Annotated in this window: 17 protein-coding genes; all 17 read right to left on the minus strand. The window is 41.3% G+C overall.

The window, feature by feature from the left end:
• Complete coding sequence (gene minD, locus MKZ18_RS17695) at positions 1 to 801, minus strand: septum site-determining protein MinD (RefSeq protein ID WP_025908530.1); 801 nt, start codon at positions 799 to 801, stop codon at positions 1 to 3.
• A gap of 2 nt (positions 802 to 803) precedes the next feature.
• On the minus strand, positions 804 to 1,487 hold the full coding sequence (minC, locus tag MKZ18_RS17700; protein WP_025908531.1) for a septum site-determining protein MinC: 684 nt from the start codon (positions 1,485 to 1,487) through the stop codon (positions 804 to 806).
• Positions 1,488 to 1,605: 118 nt separating this feature from the next.
• On the minus strand, positions 1,606 to 2,127 hold the full coding sequence (gene mreD, locus MKZ18_RS17705; RefSeq protein WP_025908532.1) for a rod shape-determining protein MreD: 522 nt from the start codon (positions 2,125 to 2,127) through the stop codon (positions 1,606 to 1,608).
• Entirely contained in the window at positions 2,127 to 3,008 is an 882-nt protein-coding gene (gene mreC / locus MKZ18_RS17710) for a rod shape-determining protein MreC (RefSeq protein WP_061785219.1), read from the minus strand. Before mreC ends, mreD begins: the two co-directional genes overlap by 1 nt.
• Positions 3,009 to 3,027: 19 nt before the next feature.
• Entirely contained in the window at positions 3,028 to 4,053 is a 1,026-nt protein-coding gene (locus tag MKZ18_RS17715) for a rod shape-determining protein (RefSeq protein WP_025908534.1), read from the minus strand.
• Positions 4,054 to 4,281: 228 nt separating this feature from the next.
• A complete protein-coding gene (gene radC / locus MKZ18_RS17720) occupies positions 4,282 to 4,968 on the minus strand; it encodes a RadC family protein (protein WP_025908535.1) in 687 nt (228 codons plus the stop codon).
• 16 nt (positions 4,969 to 4,984) lie between these two features.
• Entirely contained in the window at positions 4,985 to 5,560 is a 576-nt protein-coding gene (locus MKZ18_RS17725) for a Maf family protein (RefSeq protein WP_061785218.1), read from the minus strand.
• A gap of 109 nt (positions 5,561 to 5,669) precedes the next feature.
• A complete protein-coding gene (locus MKZ18_RS17730) occupies positions 5,670 to 6,668 on the minus strand; it encodes an SPOR domain-containing protein (RefSeq protein ID WP_061785217.1) in 999 nt (332 codons plus the stop codon).
• Between the two features lie 104 nt (positions 6,669 to 6,772).
• Entirely contained in the window at positions 6,773 to 7,243 is a 471-nt protein-coding gene (locus MKZ18_RS17735; RefSeq protein WP_061785216.1) for a type II secretion system protein, read from the minus strand.
• Complete coding sequence (locus MKZ18_RS17740) at positions 7,243 to 7,950, minus strand: hypothetical protein (protein WP_138116584.1); 708 nt, start codon at positions 7,948 to 7,950, stop codon at positions 7,243 to 7,245. The genes MKZ18_RS17735 and MKZ18_RS17740 overlap by 1 nt, the downstream gene beginning before the upstream one ends.
• Positions 7,947 to 8,573 (minus strand): hypothetical protein, encoded by a 627-nt coding sequence (locus MKZ18_RS17745; protein ID WP_138116582.1) that lies wholly within the window; start codon positions 8,571 to 8,573, stop codon positions 7,947 to 7,949. The genes MKZ18_RS17740 and MKZ18_RS17745 overlap by 4 nt, the downstream gene beginning before the upstream one ends.
• Positions 8,570 to 9,562 carry a type IV pilus biogenesis protein PilM gene (gene pilM / locus MKZ18_RS17750; protein ID WP_061785213.1) on the minus strand — a complete coding sequence of 331 codons (993 nt, stop codon included), beginning with the start codon at positions 9,560 to 9,562 and terminating at the stop codon, positions 8,570 to 8,572. The genes MKZ18_RS17745 and pilM overlap by 4 nt, the downstream gene beginning before the upstream one ends.
• A 13-nt stretch (positions 9,563 to 9,575) precedes the next feature.
• Complete coding sequence (locus MKZ18_RS17755; RefSeq protein WP_076512667.1) at positions 9,576 to 10,328, minus strand: prepilin peptidase; 753 nt, start codon at positions 10,326 to 10,328, stop codon at positions 9,576 to 9,578.
• Positions 10,328 to 10,741 (minus strand): prepilin-type N-terminal cleavage/methylation domain-containing protein, encoded by a 414-nt coding sequence (locus MKZ18_RS17760; RefSeq protein ID WP_025908543.1) that lies wholly within the window; start codon positions 10,739 to 10,741, stop codon positions 10,328 to 10,330. Before MKZ18_RS17760 ends, MKZ18_RS17755 begins: the two co-directional genes overlap by 1 nt.
• Positions 10,742 to 11,078: 337 nt before the next feature.
• Entirely contained in the window at positions 11,079 to 12,293 is a 1,215-nt protein-coding gene (locus MKZ18_RS17765) for a type II secretion system F family protein (protein WP_076512665.1), read from the minus strand.
• Positions 12,293 to 13,333 (minus strand): type IV pilus twitching motility protein PilT, encoded by a 1,041-nt coding sequence (locus MKZ18_RS17770; protein ID WP_144594034.1) that lies wholly within the window; start codon positions 13,331 to 13,333, stop codon positions 12,293 to 12,295. The genes MKZ18_RS17765 and MKZ18_RS17770 overlap by 1 nt, the downstream gene beginning before the upstream one ends.
• Positions 13,334 to 13,344: 11 nt before the next feature.
• Positions 13,345 to 15,012, minus strand: a complete 1,668-nt coding sequence (locus MKZ18_RS17775; RefSeq protein ID WP_144594035.1) for a GspE/PulE family protein — start codon at positions 15,010 to 15,012, stop codon at positions 13,345 to 13,347.
• Between the last annotated feature and the right edge of the window lie 11 nt (positions 15,013 to 15,023).

Below are 15,023 nucleotides of genomic sequence, written 5' to 3' on the forward strand. Positions count from 1 at the left end.
TTATGCACGTACACCAAAGAATCGTTTGATGCGTGCGAACATCCCTTTATTTTCATCATCAAGCGATTGTAAAGGAACGGTTTCACCAAGAATTCGTCGCGCAATATTACGATAAGCAATGGAAGCCTTACTAGATGGGTCCATAACGATGGGCTCACCGCTATTAGATGCTTTAATGACATTTTCATCATCGGCTACAATTCCGATGAGGTCAACTGCAAGCAGCTGAGCAATTTCATCCACATCAAGCATATCTCCGTTTTTCATCATATGGCTTCGAATTCGATTAATGACAAGCTTTGGCGATTCAATATCTTCTTGCTCGAGCAACCCAATAATGCGATCAGCATCACGAACAGCTGACACTTCCGGAGTTGTCACAACAAGCGCTTTATCTGCGCCAGCTACTGCATTTTTATATCCCTGCTCAATACCAGCTGGGCAATCAATAATGACATAGTCATACTCTTGCTTTAATTCAAGAATCAGCTCGCGCATTTGCTCTGGCTGAACAGCTGTCTTATCGCTCGTTTGAGCAGCAGGAAGCAGATACAAACATTCAAATCGTTTGTCTTTAATTAAGGCTTTTTGAGGTTGGCAGCGCCCTTCTACCACGTCTACAAGATCATATATAATTCGATTTTCCAGTCCCATCACAACATCTAAGTTGCGCAGACCGATATCAGTGTCTACTAAACAAACGCGCTTTCCAGCTAACGCTAGCGCAGTACCTAAGTTGGCAGATGTCGTTGTTTTTCCAACTCCACCTTTACCAGACGTAACAACAATAGCCTCTCCCACTGTCAAATTCTCCTTTCTAACCTTGTCAAGTTAGGTCGTAGACTCGCTAAACCTTGAACGCGGTCTATAACTATTTGATTCGCGTCATCTAAATACGCACACTCCATGACACTTTGCTCTTTTTCACTATCCTCTTCTTCAGGTCGTGTGATAACATCAGCAATTCGAAGCTGAGACGGTTGCATAATTGAAGCTGCAATAACCGCTGTTTTATTACCACGATACCCTGCATGAGCAATTCCTTTTAAAGCACCTAATATAAAAAGATTTCCCCCTGCTACAATGGTTCCCCCAGGATTGACGTCGCCGATTAACAATAAGTCTCCTTCGACGTGAAGTACTTGTCCTGAGCGAACAACTTTTGCAACAGAAACTAATTCTTCTTCTTCTTTTACCCGTAATGCATCCTGTTTTAAAATGACGTTACTATCGATTTTTTTGACTACTAAGTGTCGATTCTTCTCGATGAGCGCCTTTAACTCGTTTTCCTGGTCTTCAGTCATAAAACGATTTCCAACTTTTACATATACGGTGACATGCTGCTCGTCATCTCCATGTTTATTCGTCAAAAGCTTCGTCTGTAGTTCAGCTAATAGCTCCTCGAACGAACATGCGTCATTGAGATGGAGCGTTAGTCCATCTTTCGTTCCTTTAATAGTTATATTTTGTTGCTTTTGTTTATTCAAGACGCTCACCTCAACGAATATATAATTTCGACAGAGACTTACCAATTCCTTTTTTTCACTCGCAGAATCACAACATTTCTACGAATTTGGAACTAGAAAATTGACTTTTTTTGAAGTATTATCGTTCCTTTGCATAAAACAGTGAAAAATATTGAAAACACTTTTGTAGAGGTAGCGCAAAAATCACCGTAAAAATTGCATTTAAAATCAGAGTTGCATAAAATCGTTCGGCTAAGAAACGCCCCATTAGCATATCCGATACCCCGATAATTGTATTAATGCCATATACATAAAACTCAATAATGGCAACTGCGATCAAACAAATTAAAAGCACCACTAACAAATTGTTTTGCCAAATCTTTATAAGCTGTGACACGATATAGCAAACGGCTGGTAAGCCAAGTGCATAAATACCCAGTACGTCCGTAAAGGCAATATCATATAAAAATCCAAAAACAATCCCAAAAATCATCGCCTGCTTGCGATTAATATAGATGGTCATAAATACGAGCGCAATTAAAACAAAGCGCGGCGATAAAAGCCAGTCTCGAAAAGCTGGCTGCATCGCAACAAAGTTCACAAAAATGCTTTCTAACATAAAAATAACTAGAATTATGAAAGGTAAGAGGAAGCGTTTCATCACTCTTCCTCCTCTGCTTCTAAGCTGTCTTCAGACATCACTGTACTTCTTTTAGCGACCATAACATGATCAAGATCGTATAAGTCCGTTGATGGCTTAATGTATGCTTTTTGTGTTAAACCGTACTCATCAGGCTCAATTTTCGTAATTTCTCCAATAACAAGTCCGCTTGGAAATACACCATCTTCGCCTCCAAGGCCAGAGGTAACAACTTTTTGTTTTTCTTTAATTTCAGCATCAAATGGAATTCGTCTTAATAAAAGAGCTTGTTCTTCTTCGTCGTATCCTTCAATTAAACCGTACACAGGTTTTTCCGCTTGAATCTTAGCCGATACGCGGTTGGTGCGATCGGATGAGCTAATTAATTGAACCGTTGAAGTAAACTGAGAAGCATGTTTCACCTTCCCAATTAGTCCACCTGGCGTAATCACGGCCATGTTTTCTTCAACATTGTGAACTTTTCCTTTATCAATGGCAATAACGTCATGCCAACGGTCTGGGTTTCGAGCGATAACCGTTGCTTCAATTGGATCGTAAGCTTTGAGGTCGCTTTCTTTATCCATTTGTTCACGCAGCTTATCATTTTCTGTTTCTAGCTCACTTACTTTCGCTTCTAATTGCATACGCTCATCAAGACGTGCTTTTAGCACTTCATTTTCTTCATATGTACGCTTTAGGTCACCTACATTTTCAAAGAAACCCGCTACATACTGTGCGGGTTGGTGAAATGTAGCCTGAACAAGACCGACCGTGTCTTTCACAAACTGTTCAGGCCACGTTACATCTTTACGACCATTTAACGAAAAACCAATCAATGCCACTAATACAATAATACTAACTAACAAAATAACTAGACGCTTATTTAAAAAAAACTGTGGCACGATTTACACCTCTTACTGTTTAGCGATACGAATCGCTTGTACGATTTTTGAATAAATCAATATTATCTAATGCTTTTCCTGTTCCAATTGCTACGCAGTCTAACGGATCTTCTGCAATGACAACAGGCATATTTGTTTCTTCACTAATTACACGATCTAAATTACGCAGTAAAGCGCCACCGCCTGTTAATACAATTCCGCGATCCATAATATCTGCCGCTAGTTCTGGTGGTGTTTTTTCAAGCGTACCTTTTACTGAATCAACAATTGCTGAAACCGTATCTTTCAGCGCATCAGCAATCTCTTCTGCTGAAATCTCAATTGTTTTTGGTAATCCAGTTAATAAGTCACGTCCACGAATTTCCATGTTGTCGATTCCTTCAGGGATACCTGCTGAACCAATTTCCACTTTTAACGCTTCTGACGTACGTTCACCAATCATAAGATTGTAATTTTTGCGAATATATTGGATGATTGCTTCATCCATTTCGTCTCCGGCAATACGGATTGACTGACATGTTACAATACCACCTAGTGAGATAATGGCTACTTCTGTGGTACCGCCACCGATATCAACAACCATGCTTCCTGTTGGTTCCCAAACAGGTAAATTCGCACCGATTGCTGCTGCGAATGGCTCTTCAATTGTATAAGCATCACGAGCGCCTGCTTGACGAGTTGCGTCAATGACTGCGCGCTTCTCAACAGCCGTAATTCCCGATGGTACGCATACCATTACATAAGGCTTGCCAGCAAACAAACTTTTTGTCTTTTGCGCTTGTTTGATGTAATATTTCATCATTGTTGCTGTTGTTTCATAATCTGCAATTACTCCATCTTTCATAGGACGAAGTGCTACAACATTTCCAGGTGTACGACCAATCATATTTTTTGCATCATTACCAACCGCTACGATTTGCTTTGTATCTGTTTGTAATGCTACAACTGACGGTTCACGTACAACGATTCCTTTTCCTTTAACATAAACAAGTGTATTTGCAGTACCTAAATCTATTCCAAGGTCTCTAGTACCGATTCCAAACATGTGTCTCTTCCTTTCTCTTACCGAAATGCAAAGGCTAAACCCTCTCAGTCGATTTCACCATTTCATTATTAACATTTTTTATTTTCTATACTTCTTTTATAGATGTCAACGCCAAATATTGTATGATATATTTTCATACTTTGTCTATTAATAACCGATGATTGTAAAGAACTTGTCATTTAAAATCATGACTACTATTATAACTCAAGGAAATTAAAAAGCATAGCATTACATATATCCTTTTTCTTTTAAGCTAATATATTTTCGATCCCCGATAATTAAATGGTCTAAAAGTTCAATACCAATGATTAATCCACACTCTTGTAAGCGTTTAGTCACATCGATATCTTCTCGACTAGGTGTAGGGTCTCCGGAAGGATGATTGTGTACACAAATAATAGAGGCTGCCGAGCGACGGAAAGCTTCTTTAAAGACTTCACGGGGGTGTACAATCGATGAATTGAGGCTACCAATAAAAATGGTTTGTTTATGAAGAACCTGATTTTTCGTATTTAAGTAAAGACAGACAAAATGCTCTTGAAGTAATGTACGCATTTCTTCCATTACGTAATTTGCTCCATCTTCTGGGCTTCGAATAGCATACTTTACTCCTGGTTTCACCTGAGCCATTCGCTTTCCGAGTTCAATCGCAGCAATAAGGTGAACTGCTTTTGCTTGTCCAATCCCCTTCATTCTTACCATTTCATCCAGCGTTGCATTTTGCAATAGCTCCAATCCATCAAAATAGCGAAGGATTCGGTTGGCAAGTTGAAGAACGGATTCTTCTTTCGTTCCTGTTCGAAGCAGGATAGAGATAAGCTCGTGATTTGATAAACTGGAAGCACCTTTTAGCATGAGGCGCTCCCTTGGTCTTTCTTCATATGGAAAATCTTTCATTATCAATGACTCATTCATCAAATGGTTTCCCTCCTCAAATGGAGTAGACAAAACCACGCTTTCTCAGTTCTCTTATTGTGCGAGACAATGGCAGACCAACAACAGAGAAGTAATCACCTTGAATGCTTTTGACAAACACAGCTCCTAGGCCTTGTATACCGTACGAGCCCGCCTTGTCCATTGGCTCACCCGTTCGAACGTACTGCGTAATTTCATCTACTGTTAACGGCCAAAATTCAACATCTGTTTTTTCATAAAATGTCTGAACTTGCTCACCTTCCACAAGAGCCACTCCTGTGAGCACTTGATGTTTTTTTCCTGAAAGCATCTCTAAAGTTTTAACTGCTTCTGCTTCGCTAGCTGGCTTTCCTAAAATACTGTCTTTGTACACAACAACCGTATCGGATCCTAGCACAATATGATTCGGATACAGAGTTGCAACATCAGACGCTTTTTGCAACGCTAAGTCCATCACCACTTCAGACGGTGAATAGTTGTGATTAACTTTTTCATCAACGTTGCTTACATGTACGGAAAAAGGAATGTGAAGCTGCTGTAGCAGTTCTTTACGACGAGGAGAGCCAGAGGCTAATATTAATTCTTTGTTCATTGATCTCAACCTTTACACTTCGAATATTTGAAAAAAAGAACACATCTCAATTTTAACAAGATTAACTATTTTTTACAATAAACAAATCAGGTAGCAAGCGCCACCTGATTTACTTTTTAATAATTTGCTGATACTGAACAAGGGACGTTAGCATATACTTTGTCGCTTGATCACCATCGCTTTTTTTACTAGACTGATTAAATGACTCAAGAGAGGAAACCGATTGTTCTAGCGTTTTAATTAGCTTTCCTATCTCTTTATTATCCGTTTGCTCTTGGATTTTATCCAGTTCTTTCTTAACTTCACTCACGCTTGACGCTTTGTTTCCTTCCACTACTTTTCCCACTTGATCCATCACATTGGCCATAAATGGTTGAAGCGTGGACATCACTTTTTCGTCACTTTCTGCCAGCTGAGCAGCACCTTTCATCTCATATGATTTTACATAGGCGTCTTCACCACTTTTTTTATAGGCATCGCTCAGTTCTTTAGCCTTTGCTTCACTCGTACTAGCACCTACGACAATGGTATAGGCATTGCTTTGACCAAACACAACGCTTTCTCCGCTTAGACTTTCTTTTGCTTTTGCTGCCGCTTCTTTTGAAGAGAAAACACCTGCTTGTACAATATAGATTGAGAAAGCATCAACCGTGGCCGTTGCCCCAGGCTTTGCGTCTTCTTTCAGTTCTTTTTCAGTCGCTTTTGTTTGCTCCGAATGATCGGTCACTGCGGAGTTAACCGCAACTGCGGATGGGCTCTGACTGACTGGAGACGGCTGCTTATCATTTGTAATCGTATTTAAACCAAACATTCCAAACCCGACGCCAACGGTAACCGCTAATCCTACAATCACAATAAATTTCCTCGCTGCTGAAAACGATGATTTCTTGATGGATATTTTCCCCACTTGCTCTTTCAGTTTTTTCGGCTGTTTTTTCTTTTCGTTGCGCACTTCTTCAATTGAAACGACTTTGCGCTCAGACACCTCGACTTTTTCCGGAAGAACCCACACTACCTCTTCTTCCTTTTCCTTAGGCGTATCCGTATCTTTTATGTTCTTTTCCCTACCATTAATTTTGACCGTAACTTTTGGATTTTGCTTGTCCACCTTTTCACCACCTTTTGCTACCTAACACATACACTTTTTACCATGCTATCATAGACGACAAAAAAAATAACAAGACATTTGTCGTCTTGTTATAAAAGGTTTCGCTATTTTATTACACGATTTTTAATTTTGTCGACCGCAAGCTCCGATGACAAAATCCCTACTCCGTCCTCTTGGCAAAGTACTTTTGTATCACTCTTTAGGCAAACATAGTAATTTAAGCGATTATCTTCAAAGCGAATCTCTACAAATGAACCGTCAGCATCTTCTGTTGTCGTCCATTCTTTATTCGTATAAGGGTCCATGAGCGGCTCAAGATAACCTTCTTCAATCAATTCTTGATACGTCAGCTTCCCTTCCACTTTTCCATCTAAGATCACTTCGTTTGAACGCTTATGTAAAGTGGCTGACTCCTTCATAGCAATAGCGTTAGCTACGAACGCTTGACCTTTTGATTGTTGAATGACTTTACTTGTAAAGAGAAATGCCACCGCTGCTACAATTCCTAAAATTACAAGAACCGCTAGAACTTCAATCAGCGTCAGTCCTCGTTCATCTTTATGTATCAACTTCATTAATGATTACCTAACGTTTGAAATGGATCAGCTTTGTTTCCCGCTTCTGGTATGTCGATTGCTGGGATTTTATCACGTAAATTCTCTAACGAAGGGTAATAAAATGTTGATAGCATTAGCTCATATCGCAGCACGGGGTCTTCTACATCAGAAATGGTCTTTGCATCCTGTGGTCCATCAAATGTAATCGCTTCGACTTGAGTGATGCGCTTTGAAGACTCCATCGTCTGTAAAAATGTCAAAAGGTCATCATATCGCTTCGATTCTACCGTGACGGTGACTTTGGTCTGCTGTAAGCCTGCCGGAGTGACAGCCCCTTCAGCAGGCTGCGCTTCATCCTCAGCGCTTTGTTCGCCTGCAGGTGAAGAAATCCCTTCTCCATCAGCAAAATTCATCTCATCAATGACGCTATCGGACACCACTTCAGCTTTTTGCAGTTCGAGCATAAACTGTTCGGTAAACGGCTGTACGGGTACTTGTTTTTGTAGCTCCACGCTGCTTTTTAAAAGGGCTTTCGGCTTATTTGCCCCGCTTTCATTCAACGATTTTAAAATTCTCTGTTCCGCTTCAAGCTCCTCTTCAAGCGTCTGAACATTTGTTTTTAACGGTGATAAAAACTGAAAATATAAAATCACAAGGAGGGATGCCATAACAACAAAAGTTGAGGCACCGATAATCCACTGTTTGTTGGATAGTCCCATCATCATTGGTCCTCCTTTTCTTTTTCTTTCTTAACAAGGTTGCCTACTGCTTTTCGATCAATCTGAACACTATACGTTGCAACATAGCGCGGAATAATACTTTCTTCACTTTGAATCGTTTTATCTTCGTTCTCTTTTTCACTTTTTTCAGCTTCCACCGTTAACACCTGCGCATCTTTTACAATCGATACATCATTTTTTAATCGGCTTAAATAATAGGAGCTCTGGCGCTGTTCGTCGAATTGAATTTGAATTTCTACCGTCTCGTTTTCTGCACTGTACGCAAATCGTTTAAGAAAGCCTCGGTCAGGGAGCGCAGCCGTAAACTCTTTGATAATTGGAACAGTTTTCATCGGGTAGCTCTGCGCCCATTCAATCGCTGAAACAAGCTCTTCAACTTCCTTGCCGTCGTTGCTTTTTTGAAGCTGCGCTTTTTTGACAGCTTGGTCTACCTGTACTTCTTGAATCGCTATCGTTGCTGACTGCTCTTTTTCTACTAAACTAAAATACTCCCAAATGATAAAGCTCCCCACCAACAGCACTAGCGCAGCAATGGTAACTAGCCCCCAAACAAACGGCTTATTTCCACGTTCTTTTTGGGGCAAGAGATTAATTTCAACAAGCATCATCTCACCTCTTTCAGTGCCAAGCCAAGCGGCAAATGAAAGCTGGGCTTCACGTCGTCTATCAACTCTTGACGACTCATTCCATGGTTAATCACTTCAAATGGAATGCTAACAGCTTCTTGCATTTGCTCCATTAACTCATGAATATAGGGATGGTCACCGGTCACAAAAACTTTGGAGATGAGTTGTTCACCTTTATTAATAGAAAATTGATAAAAGCTAACGATTCGCTCTAGCTCTTGAATAGCTTCATAGAATGCTTGTATTTGCTCATGTTTGTCACCATAAAACTGCAGAGAAGTTTTGTCTCCTTCTTGCTCCACCGTCCAGCCGTTACAGTACTCTCCAACTGACATATGGCGCATAAAGACGGGACGATGGTTCGCAAATAAGCTGGCATTCATGCTAAACGAATCCACTTGCAAAACCATATAGTGCGCCTGAGAGCGAACGAGGTCAGCCTGGAAGAAAAGTCGGTATGTACTAAGCGAAGACAAGTCCGCAACAACCGGCTTTAACTTCGCTTTTTTCATCAGTTCCATATAGCTAACAACCGTATCTTCTCGCGCAGCAAAAAGCGTGATTTCCGTTTGCTTTTCTGTTTTTTGATGAATAACGTAGTCAAAAATAGCTTCTTCAAACGGCAAATGAATCGTAGCGCCAAGTTCCATAAACAAATACGTTCGAATCTCCTCTTCCTTCACGTGCTCTGGAAGCTGCTGCTGCCGGATAACCACCTTGTTATCCGGAACAATAAAGCGCACTTTCATCTTTTTAATTTTCCAATCTCTCACGCATTCATCTAAAATAAACAGCAACGACTCTTCATCCACAATTTTCCCCTGCTGAATTAAGCCATGAGGTAAATGACGCTCATGCTGTTTCGAAATAACAACCGGACTTGCTTGTTTCACTTCAATATATCGAATGACATGGTCTTTAATAATCAAATTGCCTATTTTACTTTTCATTGACGGAAGTCGTAAGGCCATGGTTGTTCACCTGCTAAATTAAAAATGTAAAGTACCAGTTTATCAGAAAATCACCATAAAAATATGCAACAAGCGTTCCTCCTGCAATCGATGGGCCAAATGGCATTGGTTTTCCGCGTTGGACTTTCCCTACTATCATACCAAATATTCCAACAATTGCACCGATTACCGCGGCTAAAAAGAAGGACAAGAGCACGAGCTTAAATCCGAGCACAAGCCCAAGCACTCCGTATAGCTTAATATCGCCTCCGCCCATGCCACCTTTGCTAACGAGAGCAATTAAAAGGAGCAGTCCAAAGCCAGCTGCAGCACCTAGAAACATATCCCACCAAGGGTCGAGCGGAACAAACAGTCTAAGAACGACTACAACCGGTAAGAAAAACAGCAGCACTTTATCCGGAATGAGCATATACGCCAAATCGGATACCACCACAATCATCAGGAGCGATACAAGAGTCCACGCAACAAGCGTTTCCCACTGAAAGCCATATAAACGAAATGACAGGACGAATAATATGCCTGTCAAAAGTTCCATCATCGGATATTTAATTGAAATCGACGTCCCGCAGCTGCGGCACTTCCCTTTTTGAACCAAATACGACAGCACCGGCACCAGCTCGCAAGCTGTTAAAACGTGCTGACAGCTCGGGCAGCTAGACCGTGGCCTCACAATTGACTCCCTGGCCGGAATGCGTAAGCCGACTACGTTGTAGAAGGAGCCTAGAATGAGACCTAGGGTTAGAATGTAGCAATAAAAATAAATCATTAGTTTGTAATTTCTAAAGATTTCCCACTAGCTTTAATACCCTTAATTGTTGCATTCTCAAATTTAATTGTTTTACTTCCTGCATCGCCCTCAGCAGTTAATTCGTACTTGCCATCTTTATAGCTCACTTCATAAGTACCGAATCCTTCACCTTCAAAGTCTACATATTCAGCCAAGACTTCTTGATCCATCGTGTTTTCACTTCCATTTTCTACGTTATTAGAAGCCATGTATACTTTGGCAGCATTTAATACCTGAATCGCATCAGCCTTCACCGCATCCTCACGAGATTTCTGAATAATCCCACCAATACTTGGAATTGCAATCGCTGCGATGATTCCTAGGATGACGATTACGGCGAGTAGCTCGATAAGCGTTAATCCTTTTTCATTTTTCAAGAACTTTTTCATCATGTGTTTCTCTCCTTTTCCTTTGTACATTTTGCATAAATCCACCGTTTGACTTGAAAATGGAACCGATGAGCATTGAGCTTTTGTGCTTGTACTACATTCTGTTCTCTATTCTGTTGAATATGTAAAAAATCAGCAGAATCAGGACCATAAACCCTCATACTTTATAACTAGTAAAAAAGTAAAGAAAATACCACGCTGCAAACGTTATGGTAAATGAAGATTTCATTTGTTCCTATCATGCTGATTTCTTATCCCGATTGAAATCACACAATGGATTTATAGGTCATTTTATTCATTTTTTTCATTATACAATAATTTACAAAATATGAAAATAGTTTTAGTACGAATCAACATGATTAAATAAATCAAACATCGGCACCATAATCGCTAGTACAATTGTCCCTACAAGTACAGCTAGTAAGACGATCATTAACGGTTCGATGAGAGACTTTAACCGATCCGTTGTCGTTTCAACTTCCGCTTCGTAGAAATCTGCCACTTTGCTTAACATCGTATCGAGTGCACCCGTTTCTTCACCAACTAAAATCATGCGCGTCACAAGCGGTGGAAATACCCAGTGTTTTTCCATCGGTTCGGTAAGGGAAGCTCCTTTTTCAAGAGATGTTCGCGCTTTTTTTAATACTTGAGATACAACTTCGTTCCCAATAACGCCTTCAACGGTGTGAATGGCTTGTAAAATTGGCACGGAGCTTGAAAACAGCGAGCTTAGCGTTCGCGTAAACCGAGCGATAGCCGCTTTTTGCAGCATTGGTCCAAATACGGGAAGCTTTAACATGGCATAGTCTAAATAATACTTTGTTTGTGGGCGCTTATATAAAAGTGAAAGTCCTACTGCAATGATGCTAGATAAACCAACAATTACCCACCAAAATTTTTGCATAAATTCACTTGAAGCCAATACAAACTTCGTAATGGCTGGAAGCTCAGCTCCGAAATCTTTGAACATATCTACAAACATTGGCACAACGGATACAAGCAAGAAAATGACGACGGCAATGGCCACGACGCCCACCGCTGCTGGATAAGCCAGTGCTGAGATAATCTTTTGTCGCGTGCGGTGCTGCTTTTCAAAATAATCGGCTAGGCGTTCAAGCGTTTCATCGAGATTACCGGCTACTTCACCTGCTTTAACCATGTTAATAAACATGCTTGGAAACGCATGAGGAAATTTCGCACAAGCTGAGGATAGCGCATTTCCTTCCCGAATTTCTTCTTCAATTTGTACAAGCGCTCGCTGTAGTAGTTTACTTTCGGTTTGAGCAGATAAGATACGCGTCGACTCTACAACCGTCACTCCCGCCTTTAAAAGCGTTGAAAACTGGCGCAGGTAAATGACAAAATCATAGAGCTTCACCTTATTGCCTAGGTTGATTTCTTTATTTAACAAGGTCTGCTCTACTTCTTGTACATGAGAAACGCGAATTCCTTTTTCACGCAGCAGCATCACGGCATCACGCTTGGATGAAGTCGTGATTTTCCCGCGCTTTTTTCTTCCGTTCACGTCTTTTCCTTCGTACTGAAACTGCACCATTAGCTAACCGCCTCGTTGACATACGGTTCCGCTACTTTTTTCGTAATCACACCCGCTTGCAAAAGCTCATTGACCGACTGAGCGAGTGTATGCATGCCAAGAGAACGACTTGTTTGCATAACGTTTGGAATTTGATGAATTTTTTCACTGCGAATCAGGTTGGATACAGCTGGATTATTCATTAAAATTTCCGTTGCGCACGTGCGATTTTGCAAGTCCGTCGTTGGCAGCAAACGCTGTGAAATGACGCTCACGAGCACCGAAGAGAGCTGGACGCGGATTTGCTCCTGCTGCGCAGCTGGGAATACGTCAATAATACGGTTAATCGTTGCCGGTGCGCTTGACGTATGCAGCGTAGCGAGCACTAAGTGTCCGGTTTCAGCTGCCGTAATGGCAGTATGAATCGTTTCTAGGTCGCGAAGCTCTCCCACTAAAATAACGTCAGGATCCTGACGAAGCGAAGCGCGCAGACCGTTGGCAAAGCTGTGTGTATCAAACCCCACTTCCCGCTGATCAATAATGCAGCTACCGTGGCGATGTAAGTACTCAATCGGATCTTCTAGCGTAATAATATGACGACTTGCCGTACGATTCATAAAATCGATCATAGACGCAAGCGTTGTTGACTTCCCACTTCCCGTTGGTCCAGTCACAAGAACAAGTCCCTGAGATTTCGTCGCAATTGTTTTTAATACTTCCGGAAGCTTTAAATCTTCTAAACTCGGAATCTTCGTAGGCACAATTCGAATGGCAATTGAAATTGAACCGCGCTGATGATAAGCGTTGACGCGAAAGCGCGATAATCCTTCCACAGCGTATGAAAAATCGAGCTCGCCTTTTTCTTTGAAGTCTCCCCATCTTATTGGATCAATAATATTCTTTGCCATCTCTTCAAGCTCTTCTGGAACTAAATTTTCTTTTCCATAGCGCTTTAAAGCACCGTTGATGCGAAAAATCGGCGGGACGCCTGCAGTTAAATGTACGTCTGACGCCTTTAGCTGGAATGCACTTCTCATTAAATGTTCCACTTTGCTTCTCATTATCGTTCACCTCATTCTAACGTTGACACACGCAGAACTTCTTCCGTAGTCGTCAACCCTTGTTTCACTTTTACCAATCCGTCATCCATCAAGAAAATCATTTTATTTTTCATCGCTAGAGCACGAAGTTGACTAAATGGTTCTTTATTTAAAATAGCCTGCTTTATCTCCTCATTCATCACCATGAGTTCGTGAATGGCAATTCGACCTTTATACCCTGTCATGTTACACGTTCCGCACCCTTTTCCATACGTAACGCGATCGATTGAAATTCCTCTGCGTGCAAAGATATCACGCTCGCTTGCAGACGGTTCGCGAACACTTTGACAGTCTCTGCAAATTCGTCGAACGAGACGCTGAGATACAACGCCAGCTAGTGATGTCGCCACTAAAAACGGTTCTACTCCCATATCCATCAGTCGAGTAATTGTACTGAGCGCATCATTAGTGTGAAGCGTGCTAAATACAAGATGCCCGGTTAAGGATGCGCGAATGGCAATATCAGCCGTTTCTTTATCACGCACTTCTCCAACCATGATGATATTAGGGTCCTGCCGCAAAATTGAGCGAAGTCCTGCTGAAAAGGTTAGGCCCACAGCAGGGTTTACTTGAATTTGGTTTATTCCTTCAAGCTGATACTCCACTGGATCTTCTACCGTAATGATGTTCGTTTCTTCTTTGTTGAGATAGTTTAGCGCCGCATATAGCGTGGAAGATTTCCCCGATCCGGTTGGACCTGTGATGAGCACAATGCCGTTTGGCTGCTCAATCATTTTCAAAAAACGTTTTAAGTTTAAGCTGTTAAACCCAAGCTTATGAATGCTTTTTAATGAGCTCCCTAAGTCTAATACACGCATAACAATTTTTTCACCATATACGGTCGGAAGAGTTGAGACACGCAAATCGATTGGCTTTAAATCTAAATTCATTTTAATTCGACCATCCTGTGGAACGCGATGCTCGGTAATATCAAGGTTCGCCATAATTTTAATTCGAGCCGTGAGCATCCCTTGAAGATTTTTGGGCAAAACTCGTTCCACCCGAAGCATGCCGTCCACGCGATAGCGAATGGACAGCTTTTTTTCATGAGGGTCGATATGGATGTCACTTGCTTTTTGCTGAACGGCACTTGCAATAAGCTGATTCACAAGGCGCACTACAGGAGAGTCACCGTCAGTTACCGTTTCCTCTTCTTGCCCCTGGACATTCTTTTGAAGCAGCGCAAATTCTTCCACGTCATCATCAAGGTCATAGTACTTTGAAATCGTTCGTAAAATTTCTTCTTTGGATACAATAGCCGTTTCAATTTGAAATCCTGTTGACAACCGGAGGTCATCAATCGCAAAAAAATCCATCGGGTCGGCCATCGCCACTAACAAGCGGTTCTCTTCCTTCCTTAACGGCACAACCATGTTACGCTTTGCAAAGTCATGCGTAATGAGAGAAAAAAGCGACTCATCAAAAGGGTAGCCATACAAGCTAACGTGGGGAATTCCAAGCTGAAATTCCAGCACTTGAATGAGCTGCTGTTCGGTAAGATAACCGCGTTCTAAAAGAGCATCTCCCAGCTTTTGCCCTTCTTTTTTTTCGCTTAAAGCTTCTGTTAACTGAGCTTCTGTAATCAAATTTGCTTCTAAAAGCAAATCGCCAAGTCGTTTACGCTCATGCATCACTTTCATCCTTTACACAC

The organism is Priestia sp. FSL W8-0001 (assembly GCF_038050335.1).
Lineage (GTDB): Bacteria > Bacillota > Bacilli > Bacillales > Bacillaceae_H > Priestia > Priestia flexa.